Raw genomic sequence first — 20,272 nt, forward strand, 5'->3', positions numbered from 1 at the left:
TGCAATGTGTGGTGGTCGGGCGCGGCGTTCGCGGGCGTCGGCCTGGCCGGTGCGCTCGCGGGCGCGGTGGCCGTGTCGATGCTGATGCTCGGCAGCGCGCCGCCGTCACAGCATGAATCGGGCTATCTGACGACGACGTTCGGTGGTCCGAGCATCGATTGGAGCGATGAATGACTGAACGTGGCTGGAAATTCATCCTCGTCGGCTCGGTCGTGCTGAACGTGTTCATGCTCGGCGCGATCGGCGGCGGTGCCTATCAGTGGTTCTCGACGCATCGCGACCTGCATGCGGCGGGCGCACCGGCATCGCGCACCGCGTTGCGTTTCGCGGCGGACGAATTGCCCGAGGCGCGACAGCGCGAATTCGCCGCCGCGTTGAAGGCGGCGCGCAAGACCGGCCGCGATTTTGCGCGCGAAGGGCGAGACGGCCGGATCACCGTGCTGGACCTGCTCGCCGCGCCGCAACTCGATCGCGCGGCGATCGACGCCGCGCTCGATCGCACGCGCGCGGCCGATACCGCGATGCGTGCGCAGGTCGAGCGCAGCGTCGTCGATTTCGCGGCGACGCTGACGCCCGACGAGCGTATGAAATTCGTCGACGGGTTGCAGCACAGCGGCAACTGGCGCTTGCCGCCGAAGCTGCAGAAGAAGCCTGACCCGCCGGCGAGTCAGTGAGCCTTGCGTGACGGCGGCGCGCGATCCGCGTGGTGCCGTCGCGCGCGCTCGGTCACGTGCAATGCGTGCGCCGTTTCCGCTGGCCTGCGTCGTCATCGTCGTTGTTCGTTCATTCGTGACGTGCGCTGCCGTGCGACGAGCCTTCCGCCGGTCACTGCGCCCGCGTTCCCCGATCGATATTTATTTGCGATTCCCGCGACGGATTTCCCGGTGCGCCCGCGTTGAACAGGGGTACGCACCGCGAGAGAGCACGTCATGGACCACCCGAACGACATTACGCCGGCCGCGATCGCGCTGAACCGCTTCGGTCTCGGCGCGCGCGCCGACGAAGCGCCGCCTGCCGACCCGAAGGCGGCGCTCGTCGCGCAATTCGACCGTTACGATGCGCGGCCCGCCGCGTGGGCCGGCGAGCCCGATGCGGTTGCGCTCGCGACGCGCTTCGCGAGCGCGCGCAACACGATGACGGGCGACGATGCGGCTGCGAAGCGCGCGACCGCGCAGTCGATCCGGCGTGACGGCTACGACGCGTATCGCAGTGCCGTCACCGCACGCATGAACAGCGCGTTGAACACGTCCACGCCATTCCTCGAACATCTCGTGCATTTCTGGGCGAACCATTTCGCGGTGTCGGTCGACAAGGGGCAGGTGGCCGCGTATGCGGGCGCGTTCGAACGCGACGCGATCCGCCCGCACGTGCTCGGTCGTTTCGAGGACATGCTCGTCGCCGTCGAGCAGCATCCCGCGATGCAGGTGTTCCTCGACCAGGCGCGCTCGGTCGGCCCGGACAGCCCGGCCGCGCTGCGCGCCGAGGCACGCAACCCGTCGGCAAGGCGCGGGCTGAACGAGAACCTCGCGCGCGAAATCATGGAGCTGCATACGCTCGGCGTGCGCACGGGCTACACGCAAGCGGACGTGACGGAATTCGCGCGTGCGCTGACCGGCTGGAGCATCGCCGGCGGGCGAGGGCCGCAGCCGGGCGATGCCGCGCCCGGTGCGTTCGTGTTTCGCCCGAAGCTGCACGAACCGGGCACGCGCACGGTGATGGGGCGCACCTACGACCAGCCGGGCGAAGCCCAGGCACGCGCGATCCTGCACGACCTCGCGCGTTCGGATGCGACGGGCCGGCACATCGCGTTCCAGCTCGCCCGTCATTTCGTCGCCGACAATCCGCCGCCCGAGCTGACCGACCGGCTGGCCCGCGCGTTCGATGCGAGCGGCGGCGACCTGCCGACCGTCTATCGCGCGCTCGTCGATGCGCCCGACGCGTGGTCGCCGGTCAATCGCAAGTTCAAGACGCCGTGGGAGTGGGCCGTGTCGTCGCTGCGCGGGCTCGGCTGGCGCGACACGGGCGACCTGAAGGCCGCGCCGCTGCTCGCGCAGCTCGGCCAGCCGGTGTGGCGGCCGGGCTCGCCGGCCGGCTACGACGACGTCGCCGCGAGCTGGGCCGCGCCCGACGCGCTCGTGCGGCGCGTCGAGATTGCACAGCGGCTGGCCGCGCGCACGGGCGACCGGCTCGATCCGCGCACGCTCGGCAACACGCTGCTCGCCGGTTCGATGAGCACGCCGACCGCGACCGCACTGTCGCGCGCGGAAAGCGCGACGACATCGCTCGCGTTGCTGCTCGTCTCGCCCGATTTCCAACGGAGATGACCATGGCCCTGTCACGCCGACAATTCCTGAGCGTTGCCGCCGCCGGCGCGGGTGCGATCCTCGTCGCGCCGCGGATCGTGTTCGCGAACGTCGCGACCGACCGCCGCTTCGTGTTCGTGATCCAGCGCGGCGCGGCCGACGGCCTGAACATCGTCGTCCCGTATGCGGAGCCCGCGTATGCGTCGCTGCGCGGTCCGCTCGCGATCGACACGGCGGCAGCAACGCGGCTCGACGGCACGTTCGCGCTGCACCCGTCGCTCGCGCGGACCGCGCAGCTGTACCGCGACGGGCAGGCGCTGTTCGTTCATGCGATCGCGTCGCCGTACCGCGACCGCTCGCATTTCGACGGCCAGAACGTGCTCGAAACGGGCGGCCGTGCGCCGTACCAGGTGAAGGACGGCTGGCTGAACCGGCTTGCCGCGCTGCTGCCCGCGACGCGTGAAAGCGCGATCGCGTTCGCGCCGACCGTGCCGCTCGCGTTGCGCGGCACCGTGCAGGCCGCGTCGTATGCGCCATCCGGTTTGCCGGCCGCGCCGGACGACCTGCTCGCGCGCGTGTCGTCGCTCTACGAGGCCGATGCGCAGCTCGGCCCGCTGTGGCAGTCGGCGATGGACGCGCGCGGCCTCGCCGGTGATGCGCAGGCGCGGCAGGATCCCGCCGGCGTCGGCAAGCTCGCGGCGACGTTCCTCGCGCGCGACGACGGCCCGCGGATCGCGATGATCGAGACGGGCGGCTGGGACACGCACAGCGCGCAGAACGCGCGACTCGCGAACCAGTTGAAAGCGCTCGACACGATGCTTGCCGCGTTGCGCGACGGCCTCGGGTCCGCGTGGCAGCAGACCACGGTGCTGGTCGCGACCGAGTTCGGCCGCACGGCGGCGGTCAACGGCACGGGCGGCACCGATCACGGGCAGGCGTCGGTCGCGATGCTAGCGGGCGGTGCGGTTGCCGGCGGCCGTGTGATCGCCGACTGGCCGGGGCTGCGGCCGGGTGACCTGTACGAAGGGCGCGACCTGAAGCCGACCGCGTCGCTCGACGCGCTGATCGCCGGCGCGGTCGCCGAAAGCCTGCGGCTCGATCCGCGCCGCACCGCATCCGCGCTGTTCGCGGAAAGCGGCGCGACGCGGCCGATGACCGGCCTGATTCGCGGCGCGGCATGACGCGGCCCAGGCCGCGCTCGTCCTCGCTGGACCATGACATAACAGGGAGAATTGATGATGAAGATCCGGACCGTTTCGTTGGCCATGCTGGTGAGCGCGAGTGCCGTGCTGATGTCCGCCTGCGTGGTCGAACCCGTGCGGCCGCCGCAGCCGGCGCCCGTCGTCGAAGTGGCGCCGCCGCCACCGGCGCCCGGTTATCGCTGGGCGAAGGGGCATTACCGATGGGCCGGCAATCACTGGGCGTGGGTGCCCGGGCACTGGGTGGCCGTGTACTGACCTCGCGTGACGTGCCGAGCGACGGGGAGGCCGGGAAGTGGGGGCGCGTATTGGCGCGGCGGCACGCCGCCTAGTCCCACCCGATCCGGTGTTTCTCCTCCGTTTCGCGATGCCGCCAGTCGTCGTCCGCGTGCAGGTACTGGCTCGTCGTCGTGAGCGATGCGTGGCCGAGGTTGTCGCGCACGAGCCGCAGGTCGACGCGGCCATCGGCCATGTGCGAGCCCGCGCTGTGACGCAGCCAGTGCGCGGACGCCTGTTCGAGCACGCGCGCCTGCTGGTCGCCGGCTTCGCCGTTCGCACGCAACCGGTCGGCCGCCTGCCGGAATACCTGCTTCACGATCCGGTGCAGCGCCGCGCGCGTGAGCGGCTTGCGTACCTGGCCGGCCGGCAGCACGAGTGGCGTCGGTTCGCCGTCGGACGGCAGCGCCGGCATCCCGTGGGCGCGCCGGTAGCGCGCCAGCTCGGCCATCATCTCGTCGGTGGCCGGCACGAGCCGCTGCCGGCCACCCTTGCCCGTCACGTCGAGCCACCAGCGATCGTGCCCGTTCGCGTCGCGCCGGCAGAAGAACTGGCCCATCGTCGTGTCGGCCGCTTCGGTGATGCGCAGCCCGCCGAGATACAGCAGCGTGAACAGCCAGCGCGCGCGATCCGCATGGAAGCGCGTGCGCGCATCGTCGCGCGGCATCGCGGCGATCGCCTCCTTGACCGACTGCCACAGCGGCTGCCCGAGATGGCGCGTGACGCGCGGCGCGGGACGGCGCTGGCGCTGCCGCGACAACGCGAGCGGATTGCCGGCCAGATAGCCGGCCTGCACGAGCCACGAGAACATCACGTTCAGGATCACCAGCGCCTGCCGCTGGCTGGCCGGCGACAGCGGCCCGTAGAACGGCCGCCAGCGCGGATCGTCGCGCGGATGCTTGCGGCCGCCGTTCGCGCACCACAACTCGGCTGGTGCCGGCGCAAGCAGGAACTGCCGGTAGACGACGAGATCCTCGTGCGTGAGCGACGACAGCGGCTTGCCGCAGGCGATCACGGCCCACAGCAGCAGGCGTTCGGCTTCCTTGCGGTAGTTCTGGAACGTGGTCGGCGTATCGACGAAGCGCGCGAGCCACGCGCGCACGGCGTCGAGATCATGGGTTGCGGCGATCTGCGGATGCGCGCTGCCCGAGCGGTTGGTGCCCGTGCGGCCATCGAGCGCCGCCGGCACGGTCAGCGCATCGATCGGCAGCGGGCGCAGCACGGCGTCGGACGGAACGGGAGAGGGCATGCGAGGGGCGGCGCGTTGCGCGAACCGCGCGGACCTGGCCGGGCGGACGATGGCAACGCGTCAAAGCGTATCGGGAAGCGCCGATGGTACCTGAACGGTGCGCGGCAAAGAAAGCGGCGAGTACCGATCGCGATGATCCCGGTCAGCCGGTCAGCCAGTCGATCGGGTGACGGGCACGGCCTACAGCTGGCGCCGTTCCCCAAACCACTTCCTGCTGTTCGGCGTCAATAGCAGCAGCGCGGCGATGACCAGCAGGCAATCCGCCAATCGAAGGGTGGAGCCGGGTGCGTGTTCAAGCATCGAGCGCGTGCTGAGTGCGAGGCTGAGCGAGATCCATCCGAGCGTCCACGTTCTGGCCCAGCGCCTTTGACGGCCCAGGTTGAAGAGCAAGATCCCGCCGATCGCGGGCGCGGCGACCATCGGCAGCATCCATGCGATGCCTGCCCAGAGCACGGGCTTGACGTGAATCGCAAGGAGTACTTCAGGGTGTCGAACCGTGTCGATTATCCCGCGTGCCGCATTGAAACTCGTGATGCACCACACGACGAAGAGCATCAGCCACGCGCCCAGCGTCGCGCCGGGCATCCGTTCCGCAAAGATCGAACGTCTGATCGTTCGGAGTGCCATCTCGTTTGCCCTCGAATCGGATTGGCCGGCCGATGCGGCGGCTCTTGTCGCCCGCGCCGGTTGCGGCTGTCGGGTTGGCTTGTGCCGGCCGATTATGGGGCCACGCGGAACGAGCATGCAACGTGTTTCAGGCATGCCGGTCGCGGTACAGCGGCCATCGTGAGCGTCACCCCAGCGACAGCCCGCTGTTCAACGACATCCGCACCAGCGTTGCCTGCCGCGTGATGCCCGTCTTCGAAAAGATCGCACGCAGGTACGGGGCGCGCGGTGTTCTTGCTGATCGCGAGCGCCAGCACGGTCTCGGCCGGCGTGAGGTCGAACGGCTTGCGCACGACGTCGTGCGGCGTTTGCGACTTGCGCTCGGCATCGCGGATGAAGATCGCGCGCCGGCCCGCGCGGATCGTCCCCGGACCACTCGCTCAACCGTACCGCCCGGATCAGCACGCCGAGAGGGGCTTGCCGGACGGGCGCGACACCGCAATCGCGTGCGCGACCGATAGCGTGATGACACCCGTGCGTTCCGCGCGCACCTGGCGGATCAGCTTCTGCCGCTTGCGGTCCTCCAGCGGATACGACGCTTCGGGCGTGCCGCCGCGCACGAGCGGGCCGTCGCATTCGGCGAAGATCTCGTCCGCGGCGAAATGCGGGTGGTCAGATGCGTTTTGTAAGCTAATTGTGAACTTTCTCGCCGCGCGGGTCGTCTAATCGGCCCTCCAATGCTCCCAGAGGAACCTCAGATGATTCCCAAGACCCGAATGCTGCTCGGCGCGGCCGTCATTGCCGGCAGCACGCTCCTCGCCGGATGCCAGACCGACGCGGCCGCCACGGCATCCGGTGCTGCCCGCGCGGCCGACGCCAGGCCCGTGACCAAGACCGTCTACGTCGCGCCGCAGTCCGCGCGCTGCACGGGCGTCGCGCCGATGGAGTGCCTGCAGGTGCGCGGCAGTCCGAGCGAGCCGTGGAGCCTGTGGTACGCCGGCATCGAAGGGTTCGCGTACCAGCCCGGTTACCTGTACACGCTCGAAATCGACGAATACCGCGTCGCGCAGCCGCCGGCCGACGGCTCGTCGATCCGCTGGGTACTCAAGCGCGTCGTCGAACGCCGTCAGGCGAACTGACGGCGGCGTTCATGCCGAGGGCCGCGCCGCCGCACCGGCCGGCGGCGCGGCCGTATCGATCCGCCGGAACACGGCGGACGACAGCAGCGTCACCGCCCCCATGCACGCGAACGACAGCATGAACCCGTGCGCCATCGAGCCCCAACCGGCGGCGAACAGGTTCACGAGCCCGCCGCCGATCGACACGCCCAGGCCCATCGCGAGCATCTGCATCATCGTGAACAGGCTGTTGCCGCTGCCGGCGTCGGCATGCGACAGCCCCTTGAGCGTCACGCCGTTCATCGCCGCGAACTGCATCGAGTTCGCCGTGCCGAACACGATCAGCAGCACGCCTTCCAGCACCGGCGCGGGCCGTGCCGATACCAGCGCGAATCCGGCGATCGCGCAGCCGACGATCGCCGTGTTCACGACCAGAAACGCCGCATAGCCGAACCGCTTCACGAGCGGCGCGATCCAGCGTTTCGCGATCACGCCCGCGATCGCGGCCGGCATCATCATCAACCCCGACTGCAGCGGCGTATAGCCGAGCTGCACCTGCATCAGCAGCGGCAGCAGGAACGGCACCGAACTCGTGCCGATCCGGCACAGCAGGTTGCCGAGCAGCCCGGACCCGAAATTCGGCTCGCGGAACAGTCCGAGCCGGAACAGCGGCTGCGCGCGCCGCCGCGCATGCGGCAGGTACGCGAGCGCGCTCGCGAGGCCGACCACGGCGAGCCCGGCCGCCCACACGGCACGATGCGCAGGCATCGGCGGGTCGATCGCGAGCGACAGCGCGATCATCGCGGCCGACAGCAGCGCACAGCCGACGAAGTCGAACGGCGGCGGCTGCGTCGCCTGGTCGTGCGGCAGGTAGCGCTGTACCGCGATGAAGCCGACCACGCCGACCGGCACGTTGACGATGAACACCCAGTGCCATGAAATCGCCTGTGTGAGCCAGCCGCCGAGCGTCGGCCCGACGATCGGGCCGAGCTGGCCGGCGATCGACACGAACGCGATCGCCGCGACGTACTGTTCGCCCGGCACGCGACGCAGCACGGCGAGCCGCCCGATCGGCAGCAGCATCGAGCCGCCGATGCCCTGCACGGCGCGCGCGACGACGAGCTGGCCGAGCGTATGGGACGCCGCGCAGCCGATCGACGCGAGCACGAACACGAGTATCGCGACCGAAAACACGCGGCGCGTGCCGAACCGGTCGGCGAGCCAGCCGGACGCCGGCGTGAGCATCGCCATCATCAGCGTGTAGGCGACCACGACGGGCTGCATCGCGAGCGGCGACGCATGCAGGCTTTGGGCGATCGAAGGCAGCGCGGTGTTGACGATCGTCGTGTCGAGCGACTGCATGAAGAACGCAGCGGCGACGATCCAGAGCAGCGCGGAGTGTGTGGGTTCCCGGGACATGGCAAAAGGCAGGGTACGACGGCCGGGCCGGCGTCGTGCCGGCCTTCAGGCGTTCGATGGTACCGATTCCGGCGGCTGCCGGGAAGCCGTCCGCGCGTGCCCGGCCCGATGGCCGCGTCCGTCTCCACGGACAAGATGCATGCGCACGCATCGGTATTCACCCTGCCTCGCCATGTGCGGAGTGGCATCGGCGTCGTTTGCGCCCGTTTCGAGGGCACACTTTTGCAACGTTTTTCCAGCGCATTCCTCTGCACACGATTGATCGCCATGGCGACGCGCGTGCGCTGACGGCCGTCCGGCCTCGTTTCACAGGCATCGCGCGATCGGCGTGCAAGACCGTCAATCGCGTCTTTCGGCCTGGCGCGCCGAATACGGATACGTTCCTGAAACATTTTCCCGTCATCGCGACCCGCGTTGCCGCCCGTGCGCGCCGGTCACGCCTTCCCCGCTTCGGTTTGCGCCGCATGGCACGTGGCTTGCGGTTGACCCGGTGCCGCCGGTGCAGACGGATTCGCCAGAACGATTGCACATCGGCGGCATGTAACGACATCGAAACAAACCGGGGATCGGATCGGGGCGCGGGGCGTCGTGTGCCGCGACGCAGGCGCCGCGCATGTCGTATCGGTCATGCGCACGGGGCAACGCGTTCCCGATCCGTCGAACAGCAAGCTTGCTTGCAGGGTGTCGTGCCGGGGTTCGCACCGCGCATCGCGACGAAGGCCGCGTGCGGCGGGGCGTCGCGCCCGGCACATGTCGGGGGAGGCGCCCATGAAAACGACAGTGAACCAATGGGCATTCATCGCGGTGGTGTTTGCCGCGAGTGCGCACGCGCAGGAAATCTACCTGCAGGGCGGTACGCAGGGCGTCGGCATCGGTGCGGCCGTCAGCTTCAATTCGATGCTGGGCGCGCATGCGGATTTCAATGGGATCGATCTTTCGCATGACTTCACGGTGGCCGGCAATCGCTATCAGGACGACCTGAAGCTGCGTCAGGGCGGTTTGTACGCGGACATCTTTCCGTGGCGCGGCAGCGGCTTCCGCGCGACGCTCGGGTTGCGCTTCAACGACGACGAGCTTCGCGGCGTGTCGGTACCGACCAACGGCACGTACGTGTTCGGCGGCAAGCGCTATCCGGCGTTGCCGGGGATGTATGCGGTCGCGCAAGCGCGTTATCCGACCGTGATGCCGTACGTAGGAATCGGCTACGGGCATCGGCCGGCGTCGAAAGGGCTCGGATTCGTCGCCGATATCGGCGTCGCGTACGGGATTCCGAAATGTTCGTACTCGCTGTCGCCGGAACTGGCCGCCGCGGCCGGACCGGCGAAGAGCCAGATCCTGGTCGCGAGCGGGCTCGATCAACTGCGACAGGTGATGTCGCGATACCGGTGGTATCCGGTCTTGCAGATCGGGATTTCGTACCGGTTTTAGCGACTTGTTTCGAGAAATCGTAACTAGTGGAAAAGAACCCTTGTGGTTACGGGTTTTTTGCTGTTTGCGTTTTATATGCTGATTGCGAGTCAGCCGCCCATGTCGACGTAACTGCGCGCGCCCTGAGCGTGAATCGCGGTCGGACATATGCGCCTGCCCCGTGCCTTGCATATCGCGCAGCGGCCGCATGCCACGTTGAACTGCACGGACACCAAGCCGCCCTTCTACAGGTTCGTGACGTCGGAACCGATCTCGACGGCTTCAACGGTGACTTCATGGCGAGGACGAGCGGACTGTCGCGCTGCGATTCCTGCCGTGGGCACCACAGGTTCACGTGGCACGATGAACAGGCTGGCAAAGCGAAAGTCGTTGTCGCCGAGATCAGCGTTGCGTGCGATCCGCACGTAGTTGACGCCGGGCGCGAACGGAAAGACGTCGTTTGTCTCGTAATAGTGAAAGGCTCGACCATCCTCGCCGAGCAGCGCGGGGCTGCCTTCGCGCGAGGCCAATGCGGCGGTGGCGAGCACGCGTTGCCCAATATGCGCCGTGAGCGTCAGATTGACGAACGTGTCCGAGGTCGTCCTCACGTCTGCCAGCAACGGGACAAGGCGGCAGGCGATCGGTGCCGCGGTGCGGTTCGTCACGACGAAGGTCAGATGCTTGCCGACCAGGATCGACTTGCCGATCATCACGTCCGGATAAGCGGCCGGCGAGCCGAGTGTCGACGAATCCGCCAGGCTGAAACCGCAGGTCAAGTCGAGTTCGAGCCCGACGTCGGCGCCATGCAATTCCGCGAGTTGCGACGCGGACGAGTAGTGTCGCAGTGCCATGCCGGCATATGGAACGCTGCGGCCCGAATCCTCGCGACACGTCTTGTCGGAATAGGTGCCCGGTGCGGTCAGGAACGCCGAAACGAAATAACCCGGCTCGAGTTTTGCCGCGTTGCCGGGTGTATACGACTGGATGTAATCCGGGTTGTCGACCAGATCGAGGACGTTGCCGTATCCGTCGGTTGCCGCCGAATAGCGCGTGCCGGTGCCGTCCTGCACCTGCAGCGCATAGAGAAACTGGTTTTCGTTACGGAAGAAGTTCGCCCCCCGCACGGACGCTTTCCAGATGCAGCCGAGACCATCCGTCAACTCGCCCGCCGACTGATTCGCGGCGAACGAGTGCCGAATCGCGAGCAGGCTGCCCGACACGCTGTCGAAGCCGCCGGTGCAACCTTGCGCGTCGATGTGTGTCGATCGGCCTGCGCCGTCGACGAATGTCTGATTCATGCGGACGACGCACGGATCGCCGCCGTAACCGCAATGGCAGATTGCGAGCAGATCCGTCACGTACGACGTGCGAGACGGCAGCGTTGCATCAGCCGTGCTGCGTACGACGTCGTGCGTGTAGATCTCCATCGAGTTGCGGAAGTCGATTTTCTTCCGGTGCATAGCCGTGAAATAGCTCTTCGCCGATTCGAGAAACCTCGCATGACCGAGCGTATAGAAGTTGCGGACGTAGTCGTTCTTTTTGTCCGGATCGGAAAGCGAGTTCAGGTGCCCGGCGAGCACTTTCTGCATGGCATTCTGGTACTGGTAGATCTTCTCGCGCATCTCGCCCAGTGTCGCGGCGACCGTGTCGGGCGCAAGGGAGAGCTGGTCGCGCATCGACAGGTACACGCCGTACATCGAAACCTGCGCGCCGCAGGCGAGTGCGTGCATCGTCAACCCCTGATATTCGGAACCCTTGATCAGGAACATCGGCGTGAGCATCGTGCAACCGCTCCAGAACGCCGCGAACTTCGCGGTGATGGCGTCCACCATCGACGCCGAATAGGGCGGCGAGTTTCTTCGCACGAATTCGACGAGGAAGTGCAAGTCGTCGTTGATGCCCGCCAGCGTTTGACGCATGATCTCGACGTTGTTTTTCGAAATCTCGTCCGTCGCGATGCGACGGATTATCGTTTCCTCATCCGGCCCGCGCTCGAATAGCGTATTCAGGTGGTTGAACAACAGGTTCAACACTTCGCCGACGAGCGGCCCGGCGGCCGGAATGAACGATGCGAGCGCCTTGATCGTGACTTCGCCGAATGCGATGAGCCCCGGCAGGGTATTGGTCGACAACGCTGCATTGACGATATCCACGATTGCGATTGTCGCCGGCTGGTATTGCTCGATCTGGGTCTTGATTTCGCCGAGCTTCATTTTGAAGCCGGGAACCAGCAAGTCGTTTTCATCGAAAGCATGGACGGGCGGGGCGGCATTTCCCTCGAGCCCCGAGGCGATCGCGCGCGAGCGGGCCGATGGCGTACCGTCATCGCCGCCGCACGCGGCGAGCAGCGGCAGCACTGCACTGCATGCGCTGTACATCAGGAAGGCTCGTCGGTCGATTCGAGGTGTCATCGCGTCTCCGTAGGAAAGTAACGGTGTCACGTGCGGCCAGTGCAATCGGCGACGAACTGGCGGACGTACGGGTACCCGGCGTACCGGGTAACGGGAGCGGATGCGGGGAGCGGCGGTTCGGTTGCCGCCTGCGTGCAGAGAGAGGACGTCGTGATTCTCGACCTCGTGAAGTAGGGGAACGGTAGCATATTCATTGTCGAATCGTCAACGAATGTGAACCTTTAAAGTATTTAGTTTAACGAAATGACTGTTGACTACATGGTCGCCAGTTTGTATCCGCATATTTGACTTATTGAAATTTGTGTAGTGTGTAGTTAAACCTGGCTATGCGATGAGTCGAGCTGTCATCGGTAAAGACTCGCCACAACAGGGAACAGGGTTGTGCAGTGAGCAACTGGAACGGATGAGCGGCTTCGATTGCATGGCCGATTGCGATGCATGATCAAACGCAGTTCGCGATCTCCGCTGGACTGCGGCGGAGCGCGCTTCGTTCGCAGCGATTTACATGATGAAGTTCCTGCAACCCGTACGAGGGAACACACATTCGTATCGGCAAGCGAGGCGACCGACATCTCCGTACCTTGCTCATACACGGTGCTCGCGCGGTACTCCGAACCGCACCAACCAGACATGACAAGAAGCACGCCTGGGCTCTCGCATCGTAATGCCAGACGACGCGCCAATCGGGCCATGGTTGCGATCGCGAACAAGATTGCATGTGTGATCTGGTCGATGCTCGCAACCGGCCGGTCGTATCGGAAATCAGTGTGGCAACGTCACCGGCGATGCGTTGACGAATTGACGAGTGGCACTCCGGTCGATCCGGGCGAGCAGGGAACCAGGCTTTTATAACGGCCCCTGAGGTCTGCCAGTTGTCGAGGCCCGCACGCGTGGAATTCCGGTTGGGCGCTGGGCGATGCCCTGACGCCGGATGGAGGGACGCAATCGACTTCCGTGTCTGTCAACTTCCGTTTGCTGTTGGGAGCAGTCCATGGATGTAGAAAATCGCGTCGCTGATCCCCGTCTTGCGGCAGACCTCCGCGACAGGCGTTCCCCGCGCGGCCTGCCTCGACGCGTATGTGGTCTGCTCTTCGGTGAACTTGCTCTTCTTCACGGCATGACCTCCTGGTCTGAATGACAACGTCATGCCGGAATTTTCCACTGTCAACTGGGACAGTGTTGTGGGCTCGCCTCATTCGCCGAAGCTGTCTCGTCGGCGCGTTTGCGTTGGTGTCGTCATCACGGAGCCGCGGGGCAGGCGGCTGGCGCGCCGCGCTACGGGATAGCGCCGCACGAACCGTTCGCCAGGGCGAGAGGCACGGTATCGGTGTTGACGAAGGACGAGTCCGGAATTGACGCTCTTCAGGCACGTTCGAGCATTTTGATCGCTGCGGCGGCTGCGCCTGCGCGGGTCTCGACATGTAGCTTGCGGAACAGGTGTTCAAGATGCTTGTTCACCGTGCGCGGGGCTATGCCGAGAATGTCGCCGATATCGCGGTTTGTCTTGCCGTGCGACACCCACAGCAGCACTTCGGCTTCCCGTATGGTCAGGCCGAAGCGTTCGGCGAGCGCATTGCAATGCGCCGTGTCGTCTCTTTCCTTGAGGATCACGATCCATTCGCCCGGTTCCGGACCGAGCGTCGCACTGGCCGAGCGACGTATCTGGCCCGTGCTGACTTCGTGCACGGCGTCCCCTTGGGCGCCGCGCGCGAGCCAGTCGATGAACCACATGCGCAGCGGGGCAGGCAGAGTCGGTGGCGCATCGGACCCGCGTGCGTTCTTGGTTTGCCCGGCATCGGCGGGGCCGTCATGCGTAGTCGCGTATGCGGCGATATGATGCGCAGCCTGCGGACTCTGCCAACGAATCGTGCCGTCCGCGCCGACGATCAGCGCCGCGCGTGTGTCGAGCGACAGTGCCGCCTCCGCGTACAACTGCGCACGTGAACGCCGTACGTGGGCGCCGATGCGCGCGCACAACTCCTCGGGCTGCACCGGTTTGGTCACGTAGTCGATGCCGCCCACGCGAAAGCCGCGTACGACGTGCTCACTCTCCGTCAATGCGGTCATGAAGATGACGGGAAGATGCTCGTGCCGTCCGTCCTGCTTGATACGCAGGCATGTTTCGAAGCCGTCCATGTCGGGCATCATTGCATCAAGCAATACCACGTCGGGCGTCACGCGCGCGAGGCGTTTAAGCGCATCCTCGCCGGACAGGGCAACGATAACCGTGTAGCCGTGCGCCTGCAGCGTATCGGAAAGAAAAGCGAGGTTCTCCGGCGTGTCGTCGACGATCAGTATCATGGGCCGTTCGTGCAGCCACGCGGCCGGGTTGTCGGCGAGCGGGGAGGCCGCGATGGTGGTGCGTGCGTCACGCGTTCGAGCCGCGCGCGAGTCGGTCAAGTTCATGCTCGAGTTCCCTTAGCTGAAAACGTTCCGCCAACGAGCGCAACGCGTCGATTTGATGCCGCAACTCGGGCCAGGTCTCGCGCGCGGCGTCGAGCTGTTCGATCACGCCCTGTACGTAGCCGACTTCGAGATGCGCATGCAGGTGTTCGATGAGTTCGCGCGGCCACACGGCGAGCGCGAGCGGCTGCGTCGCGGCCGGTGCGTTTGCCGCCGGAAGTGAGCTCGCTTCGGTATCGGACGCAATCCAGTCGAGTGCAAGCAGTTGCGCAAGCTTGTCGAGCAGCAGATTCACCTGCAGCGGCTTGACCAGATAATCCTTGCATCCGGTCGCGCTTGCGCGATCGCGGTCATCGGCGAACGCGTTGGCGGAGAGCAGAACGATGGGCGCGTTCGACAACTGATTCTCGGAGATCAGGCGACTGGTTTCGTAGCCGTCCATCAACGGCATCGAAATGTCCATGATGATGGCGTCCGCCGTGTGCATCGCAAGCCAGCGCAGCGCATCGGTGCCGCTGGCCGCTTCAGCGACATCGAAGCCAAGCGGCGTGAGCAACTGCACGACGATGTCGCGCTGGTCGTCGAGGTCGTCGACGACGAGAATGGTGCGGCGCGCCCCCGTATAGCCGCGAATCGACGCGAGTTCGGTGCGTGTTTCGGCTGCCGTGTCAACGGCGGGGGCGAACAGGCGGACCACAAAGCGCGTGCCATGCCCGACTTCACTGTCCACTTCCAGGCTGCCGCCGAGCGCTTGCGTGAGCAGGCGGCAGATCGTGAGCCCGAGACCGGCGCCGTGATCGTACGCATGGGCTGCTTCGCCGCGTTCGAACGGCAGGAACAGGCGCTCCAGTTCGCTGGGCGGGATGCCGGGGCCGGTATCGATCACCTCGAATTTGAGTGTATCGAGCACATGACTCACGCGCAGCGTGATCGTGCCGCTCGACGTGAAGCGGATCGCATTGCCGATCAGGTTGGTGAGGATCTGACTCATGCACTTCTGGTCCGTGCGCACGGTGGCGGGAAGCCGACCGACCGTCTGCACGTCGAATGCGAGTGCCTTTTCGAGCGCCTGAGGCCGCAGCATCGACGTAAGGTGGGCGACGAAATCGGCGAGGGATACCTTGGCGATGTTCAACTGAAGCTTGCCTGCCTCGATGCGCGCGATGTCGAGCAGCCCGTCGACGAGCGCGAGCAAATGCTCGCCGCTGCGATGGATCGTGCGCACGGCGTTGTAGCGCATCGGCGTGAGTTCTTCCTTCGCCTGCAGCAGCAATTGCGCGTAGCCGAGAATGCTGTTCAACGGAGTGCGCAACTCGTGGCTCAAACCGGAGACGTAACGGCTTTTGGCCTGATTGGCCGATTCCGCGGCGGCGGTCGCACGCTTGAGCGCCGCGTCGGTCTTCTGATGCGCGTCGATTTCAAGCATCAGCAATTCGTTTTGCCGCTGCGACTCTTCCTGCGTGACGCGGCGGTTTTCGCGCTCCAGCACGAACCACCAGGCCGCGATGCAGCCCACCAGCGAGAGCGCGAGAAAAATATTCAGGAAGCTACCCGAGAGCGCGCGGCCGATCGATGGTCCGGCGGCGATCATCGAAGTCGCGCTCTGCGACCAGATCAGATAGAGCACGCTGCCCAGCACCGCGAGCATGGCGAGCACGAGGCTCGCATAGTGAATGAGGCGCAGCGCGGCGGGGCCGAGTCGCGCGCCCGGCAGCACGCGGTGCAGCGCGCGGTCGGCCTGCGCGGCGAAGCGCGCGTGCGGTTTGCAGCGGTCGTGGCAGCGCGAGTCGAGCGAGCAGCACAGCGAGCAGATCGTTCCTCCATAGGCCGGGCAGTACGCCGTATCGTCCGGTTCGAAGGTGTTTTCGCAGATCGCGCAGCGCAGCGAGGTGGCGTCGCCGGTCGGTTGCGCGGCACGGGCAATGTAATAGCGCCCGCGCGTGAGTACCGCCAGCACGGGCGCGCACGCGAACGCCGCACCGAACGCGATGAACGACGACATCGCCTTGGCGAGCACGCCGAACAGGCCGCTATGCGCGAGCATCGCGACGGCGGCTGCGATCAGCATCGCACCGACGCCCACGGGATTCACATCGTAGAGGTGCGCGCGCTTGAACTCGATATGTCGCGGGCTATAGCCGAGCGGCTTGTTGATGACGAGATCGGCGAACAACGCGCCGATCCACGCAATCGCGATGTTCGCGTAGAGCGACAGCACCTTGGCGATCGCATCGAACACGCCCATTTCCACGAGAAGCAACGCGATCATGACGTTGAACACGAGCCATACCACGCGGCCCGGATGGCTGTGCGTGAGCCGCGCGAAAAAATTGGACCAGGCGAGCGAGCCCGCATAGGCATTGGTCACGTTGATCTTCAACTGCGAGACGATCACGAACAGCGTCATCGCGGGCAGCGCCCAACTCGCGAGCCCCAACGGATCGAGCAGCAGATGATAGGCGACGAGGTACATCTGCGTAGGCTGGGTCGCGTGGCTCGCATCGACTTCGTACTGGAGCGCAATGAAGGCGAGGAATGCCCCGCCCAGCATCTTGAGCGCGCCGGGTACGATCCAGCCCGGCCCCGTCGAGAGCAGCGCGAACCACCAGCGCGTGCGGTTCTTCGCGGTGAGCGGCGGCAGGAAGCGCAGATAGTCCACCTGTTCGCCCACCTGTACGATCAGCGCGAACACGACCGTCGATGCTTGACCGAAGGCAATCAGGCTGAAAGCGCGGCCCTGCGGCGCGAAACCCGCGAAGGTGGTCCACTGCGCGACCAGGTCGGGATGGTGCCACAGCACGGCTGCGTAGGGCAGCACGAACAAGACGAGCCACAGCGGCTGCGTCCAGCTTTGCAGGCGGTTGATCAGCGTGATGCCGAACATGACGATCGGAATCACCACGAGCGAACTCACGACGTAGGCGATCGCCAGGGAAATGTGGAAATACAGCTGGAGCGCAAGCGACATGATGGCCGCTTCGAGCGCGAAAAAAATAAACGTGAACACCGCATACAGCAGCGAGGTGACCGTCGAGCCGATATAGCCAAAGCCCGCGCCGCGCGTGAGCAGATCCATGTCCACGCCGTAGCGCGCCGCGTAATAGCTGATGGGCAAACTGGTGAGCCAGATCAGCACGGACACGGCCGCGATGGCCCAGAGCGTGTTCGTGAAGCCGTAGTTGACGACGAGACTGCCGCCTATCGCCTCCAGCACCAGAAACGACACCGCGCCAATCGCCGTATTGGCCACCCGCAGCTCCGACCAGCGCCGGAACGAGCGCGGTGTGAAGCGCAGCGCGTAGTCCTCGAGGGTTTCGTCGCCAACCCAGGCGTTGTAGTCGCGGCGCACCTTGACGATGCGTTGCGTACCGGGCGCGCCCACTGACGGGTGACTCTGGGACATGAAGATGATCCGAAATGGTGCGAAAGCGGCACGAGCGGGGCGCGAACGGCGTCACGGCGGACCACACCGCTCAGGATCGCCCTGCAATGCAAATTACATTCCAGCACGCGCGCCGGGAATACGTCGATTGACGTATTTCGATCGTCAAATTGGCTTTCTACATTGCGTCCAACCTCGACCCAGCCCGCAGCGACCCGCATCGGGCACCCGATAAGGAGAACGTGATGTCCGCAGACGATCGACTCGATGACGATGCCCGGATGCCTTCGCCACTGCGCCGGAAAATGCTCGGCGGCCTGGCCGCCGCACCGCTGATGGCGCTGGGCCTGCCGCGCGGCGCGTTTGCGCAAACGCCGCCCACGGCGAAGGTCAATACCACGGGCCTCGCGGTGACGGACACGACGGTGACGGTCGGCCAGCTTCATTCGGCCACCGGCACGATGGCGATTTCCGAAACCGGCTCGATCCAGGCCGAACGCCTCGCCATCGAGCAGATCAACGCGATGGGCGGCGTGCTCGGCCGCAAGGTGCAGATCATTCAGGAAGACGGCGCCTCCGACTGGCCGACCTTCGCCGAAAAATCGAAGAAGCTGCTGGAGAACGACCACGTCGCGGCGGTGTTCGGCTGCTGGACCTCGGCCTCGCGCAAGGCGGTGCTGCCGGTGTTCGAGAAGGATAACGGCCTGCTCTATTACCCGACCTTCTACGAAGGCCTCGAACAGTCGAAGAACGTGTTCTACACGGGCCAGGAAGCGACCCAGCAGATTCTCTGGGCGCTCGACTGGGCCTCGAACACCAAGAAGGCCAAGACGTTCTTTCTGATCGGCTCCGACTACATCTGGCCGCGCACCTCGAACAAGATCGCGCGCCGTCATATCGAACAGCATCTGCATGCGAAGGTGGCGGGCGAGGAGTATTACCCGCTCGGCACCACCGAGTTCGCGTCGTTGATGAACAAGATCAAGCTCGCGCGTCCGGACTGCATCTTCGCGACCGTGGTGGGCGGCTCGAACGTGGCGTTCTACAAGCAGCTCAAGGCCGCGGGCATCACGCCGCAGAAGCAGTTCCTGCTGACGCTGTCGGTGACCGAAGACGAAGTGCTCGGCATCGGCGGCGACAACTTCGCGGGTTTCTATTCGTCGATGAAGTATTTCCAGTCGCTCGATAACGAGAACAACAAGAAGTTCGTCGCGGCGTTCAAGGCGCGCTACGGGCAGAAGTCGGTGATCGGCGACGTGACGCAGGCCGCCTATCTCGGCCCGTGGATCTGGAAGGCGGCGTGCGAGCGCGCGGGCAGCTTCGACGTGGACAAGGTGGTCGCGCATTCGGCCGGCATCGAGGTGGCGAACGCGCCGCAAGGTTACGCGAAGGTCGATGCGAACCACCACCTGTGGAGCCGCTCGCTGATCGGAGAAGGGCAGGCGAACGGCCAGTTCAAGGTCGTCGCGCAGTCGGAGCAGCCGATCCAGCCGAATCCGTTCCCGAAGGGCTACATGTAATCCGTCAACCGCAGCGGCGCGGCGGGCCATGATGCCGCCGCGCGAGGAGCGTTCGATGTCCGCTACCGATATTTTCAACATCACGCTGATGCAGGGCTTCGCCGGTCTGAGCCTCTTCAGCGTCCTGCTCCTGATGGGGCTCGGGCTCGCCGTGATCTTCGGCCAGATGGGCGTGATCAACATGGCGCACGGCGAATTCATGACGATCGGCGCCTATACGGTCTACATGTTTTCGTGGTTGTCGCAGAACGTCTGGCACGCGCTCACGCCCGTGTATTTCTTCTTCGCGATTCTCGCGGCGTTCGCGCTGGCCTTCGCGGCGGGCTGGCTCGCCGAATGGGCGCTGATTCGCCATCTGTACAAGCGCCCGCTCGACACGCTGCTCGCCACCTGGGGCCTGAGCCTCGGCATGCAGCAGGTGTTCCGGTCGACCTTCGGGCCGAAGGAGGTGAGTCCGGCGCTGCCCGACTGGCTGATGGGGTCGTGGGAGCCCACGCCCGGCCTCGACATTCCGGTGAGCGGCATGTTCGTGATGGGCCTCGCGCTGCTGATGACGGGCGGGCTGCTGCTCGCGCTTTATCGCTCGCGCTGGGGCTTGCGCGTGCGCGCCACGGTCGCGAACCGGCCGATGGCGAACGCGGCGGGCATCAACACGCAGCGCACCGACCGCATGACTTTCGCGATTGGCTGCGGTATCGCGGGCGTGGCGGGCGCGGCTTTCACGGCCATCGGCTCGACGGGGCCGACGAGCGGCTCGCTCTATATCGTCGATTCGTTTCTCGTCGTGACGTTTGGCGGCGCGGCGAGCCTGCTCGGTACCGTGGCGTCGGCATTCGGCATCGCGCAGATGCAGTCGATCAGCGAGTTCTTTCTCTCGGGCTCGATTGCGCGCGTGCTCACGCTGCTCACCGTCGTGGTGATTCTCATGCTGCGTCCGCAGGGCCTGTTCGCCTCGAAGGTGAGGCGAGTCTAAACACTG

At 65.8% G+C, this 20,272-nt stretch carries 17 protein-coding genes and 1 pseudogene; 9 read left to right on the forward strand and 9 right to left on the reverse strand.

Features of this window, described 5'->3' with window-relative positions; translation table 11 throughout:
* Positions 1–170 precede the first annotated feature (170 nt).
* From G3N62_RS04685 to G3N62_RS04700, 4 genes are all read left to right on the forward strand, one after another.
* The gene (locus G3N62_RS04685) at positions 171–674 is read left to right on the forward strand and encodes a periplasmic heavy metal sensor (protein ID WP_049031188.1); all 504 of its coding nucleotides are present in this window, start codon (positions 171–173) and stop codon (positions 672–674) included.
* A gap of 255 nt (positions 675–929) precedes the next feature.
* Entirely contained in the window at positions 930–2,324 is a 1,395-nt protein-coding gene (locus G3N62_RS04690; protein ID WP_124669939.1) for a DUF1800 domain-containing protein, read from the forward strand.
* Positions 2,321–3,484, forward strand: coding sequence for a DUF1501 domain-containing protein (locus G3N62_RS04695; RefSeq protein ID WP_185733075.1), 1,164 nt, complete (start codon positions 2,321–2,323; stop codon positions 3,482–3,484). Before G3N62_RS04690 ends, G3N62_RS04695 begins: the two co-directional genes overlap by 4 nt.
* Positions 3,485–3,541: 57 nt before the next feature.
* Positions 3,542–3,760: a YXWGXW repeat-containing protein gene (locus G3N62_RS04700; RefSeq protein ID WP_049031193.1), complete on the forward strand. Its 219-nt coding sequence runs from the start codon at positions 3,542–3,544 to the stop codon at positions 3,758–3,760.
* A gap of 70 nt (positions 3,761–3,830) precedes the next feature.
* Here the strand turns inward: G3N62_RS04700 and G3N62_RS04705 are convergent, their stop codons facing one another.
* From G3N62_RS04705 to G3N62_RS35855, 4 genes are all read right to left on the reverse strand, one after another.
* Positions 3,831–5,027, reverse strand: coding sequence for a tyrosine-type recombinase/integrase (locus G3N62_RS04705; protein WP_124608857.1), 1,197 nt, complete (start codon positions 5,025–5,027; stop codon positions 3,831–3,833).
* A 180-nt stretch (positions 5,028–5,207) separates the two neighbouring features.
* A complete protein-coding gene (locus G3N62_RS04710; RefSeq protein WP_124669941.1) occupies positions 5,208–5,654 on the reverse strand; it encodes a hypothetical protein in 447 nt (148 codons plus the stop codon).
* A 92-nt stretch (positions 5,655–5,746) separates the two neighbouring features.
* On the reverse strand, positions 5,747–5,986 hold the full coding sequence (locus G3N62_RS35850) for a hypothetical protein (RefSeq protein ID WP_241012847.1): 240 nt from the start codon (positions 5,984–5,986) through the stop codon (positions 5,747–5,749).
* A 105-nt stretch (positions 5,987–6,091) separates the two neighbouring features.
* Entirely contained in the window at positions 6,092–6,253 is a 162-nt protein-coding gene (locus tag G3N62_RS35855) for a hypothetical protein (protein WP_241012848.1), read from the reverse strand.
* A 138-nt stretch (positions 6,254–6,391) separates the two neighbouring features.
* On the opposite strand from G3N62_RS35855, the gene G3N62_RS04720 reads away from it, so the two are divergent.
* Positions 6,392–6,772 (forward strand): DUF4377 domain-containing protein, encoded by a 381-nt coding sequence (locus G3N62_RS04720; protein WP_124669942.1) that lies wholly within the window; start codon positions 6,392–6,394, stop codon positions 6,770–6,772.
* A 9-nt stretch (positions 6,773–6,781) separates the two neighbouring features.
* Here G3N62_RS04720 and G3N62_RS04725 read toward each other — a convergent pair whose 3' ends face one another.
* Positions 6,782–8,170, reverse strand: coding sequence for a DHA2 family efflux MFS transporter permease subunit (locus G3N62_RS04725; protein WP_124669943.1), 1,389 nt, complete (start codon positions 8,168–8,170; stop codon positions 6,782–6,784).
* A 750-nt stretch (positions 8,171–8,920) separates the two neighbouring features.
* Here G3N62_RS04725 and G3N62_RS04730 point away from each other — a divergent pair.
* On the forward strand, positions 8,921–9,598 hold the full coding sequence (locus G3N62_RS04730) for a hypothetical protein (RefSeq protein WP_124669944.1): 678 nt from the start codon (positions 8,921–8,923) through the stop codon (positions 9,596–9,598).
* A 224-nt stretch (positions 9,599–9,822) separates the two neighbouring features.
* Here the strand turns inward: G3N62_RS04730 and G3N62_RS04735 are convergent, their stop codons facing one another.
* Positions 9,823–11,988 (reverse strand): hypothetical protein, encoded by a 2,166-nt coding sequence (locus G3N62_RS04735; protein WP_206141148.1) that lies wholly within the window; start codon positions 11,986–11,988, stop codon positions 9,823–9,825.
* 581 nt (positions 11,989–12,569) lie between these two features.
* Here G3N62_RS04735 and G3N62_RS35860 point away from each other — a divergent pair.
* Complete coding sequence (locus tag G3N62_RS35860) at positions 12,570–12,653, forward strand: hypothetical protein (RefSeq protein ID WP_241012851.1); 84 nt, start codon at positions 12,570–12,572, stop codon at positions 12,651–12,653.
* 332 nt (positions 12,654–12,985) lie between these two features.
* On the opposite strand, the pseudogene G3N62_RS04745 reads toward G3N62_RS35860, so the two are convergent.
* From G3N62_RS04745 to G3N62_RS04755, 3 genes and pseudogenes are all read right to left on the reverse strand, one after another.
* Positions 12,986–13,102 (reverse strand): annotated as a pseudogene (locus tag G3N62_RS04745) (transposase); the annotation flags it as partial.
* A gap of 248 nt (positions 13,103–13,350) precedes the next feature.
* Entirely contained in the window at positions 13,351–14,289 is a 939-nt protein-coding gene (locus tag G3N62_RS04750; RefSeq protein WP_034191654.1) for a response regulator, read from the reverse strand.
* A 67-nt stretch (positions 14,290–14,356) separates the two neighbouring features.
* A complete protein-coding gene (locus G3N62_RS04755; protein WP_034191284.1) occupies positions 14,357–17,794 on the reverse strand; it encodes an ATP-binding protein in 3,438 nt (1,145 codons plus the stop codon).
* A gap of 224 nt (positions 17,795–18,018) precedes the next feature.
* On the opposite strand from G3N62_RS04755, the gene urtA reads away from it, so the two are divergent.
* Complete coding sequence (gene urtA, locus G3N62_RS04760; protein ID WP_034191285.1) at positions 18,019–19,293, forward strand: urea ABC transporter substrate-binding protein; 1,275 nt, start codon at positions 18,019–18,021, stop codon at positions 19,291–19,293.
* 55 nt (positions 19,294–19,348) lie between these two features.
* The gene (gene urtB, locus G3N62_RS04765) at positions 19,349–20,266 is read left to right on the forward strand and encodes an urea ABC transporter permease subunit UrtB (protein ID WP_034191655.1); all 918 of its coding nucleotides are present in this window, start codon (positions 19,349–19,351) and stop codon (positions 20,264–20,266) included.
* Positions 20,267–20,272: the final 6 nt, after the last annotated feature.

The sequence above is a fragment of the Burkholderia sp. Tr-20355 genome (assembly GCF_017104685.1).
GTDB classification, from domain to species: domain Bacteria; phylum Pseudomonadota; class Gammaproteobacteria; order Burkholderiales; family Burkholderiaceae; genus Burkholderia; species Burkholderia seminalis.

Excerpts from the sequence above, each read along its gene's own strand:
- urtA (WP_034191285.1), top strand. The coding sequence starts at position 18,019 with ATGTCCGCAGACGATCGACTCGATGACGATGCCCGGATGCCTTCGCCA.
- G3N62_RS04720 (WP_124669942.1), top strand. The coding sequence starts at position 6,392 with ATGATTCCCAAGACCCGAATGCTGCTCGGCGCGGCCGTCATTGCCGGC.
- G3N62_RS04725 (WP_124669943.1), bottom strand. The coding sequence starts at position 8,170 with ATGTCCCGGGAACCCACACACTCCGCGCTGCTCTGGATCGTCGCCGCT.
- G3N62_RS04695 (WP_185733075.1), top strand. The coding sequence starts at position 2,321 with ATGACCATGGCCCTGTCACGCCGACAATTCCTGAGCGTTGCCGCCGCC.
- G3N62_RS04710 (WP_124669941.1), bottom strand. The coding sequence starts at position 5,654 with ATGGCACTCCGAACGATCAGACGTTCGATCTTTGCGGAACGGATGCCC.
- G3N62_RS04735 (WP_206141148.1), bottom strand. The coding sequence starts at position 11,988 with ATGACACCTCGAATCGACCGACGAGCCTTCCTGATGTACAGCGCATGC.
- G3N62_RS04750 (WP_034191654.1), bottom strand. The coding sequence starts at position 14,289 with ATGATACTGATCGTCGACGACACGCCGGAGAACCTCGCTTTTCTTTCC.
- G3N62_RS04690 (WP_124669939.1), top strand. The coding sequence starts at position 930 with ATGGACCACCCGAACGACATTACGCCGGCCGCGATCGCGCTGAACCGC.
- G3N62_RS04685 (WP_049031188.1), top strand. The coding sequence starts at position 171 with ATGACTGAACGTGGCTGGAAATTCATCCTCGTCGGCTCGGTCGTGCTG.
- G3N62_RS04705 (WP_124608857.1), bottom strand. The coding sequence starts at position 5,027 with ATGCCCTCTCCCGTTCCGTCCGACGCCGTGCTGCGCCCGCTGCCGATC.
- G3N62_RS04700 (WP_049031193.1), top strand. The coding sequence starts at position 3,542 with ATGAAGATCCGGACCGTTTCGTTGGCCATGCTGGTGAGCGCGAGTGCC.
- G3N62_RS04755 (WP_034191284.1), bottom strand. The coding sequence starts at position 17,794 with ATGTCCCAGAGTCACCCGTCAGTGGGCGCGCCCGGTACGCAACGCATC.
- urtB (WP_034191655.1), top strand. The coding sequence starts at position 19,349 with ATGTCCGCTACCGATATTTTCAACATCACGCTGATGCAGGGCTTCGCC.
- G3N62_RS04730 (WP_124669944.1), top strand. The coding sequence starts at position 8,921 with ATGTCGGGGGAGGCGCCCATGAAAACGACAGTGAACCAATGGGCATTC.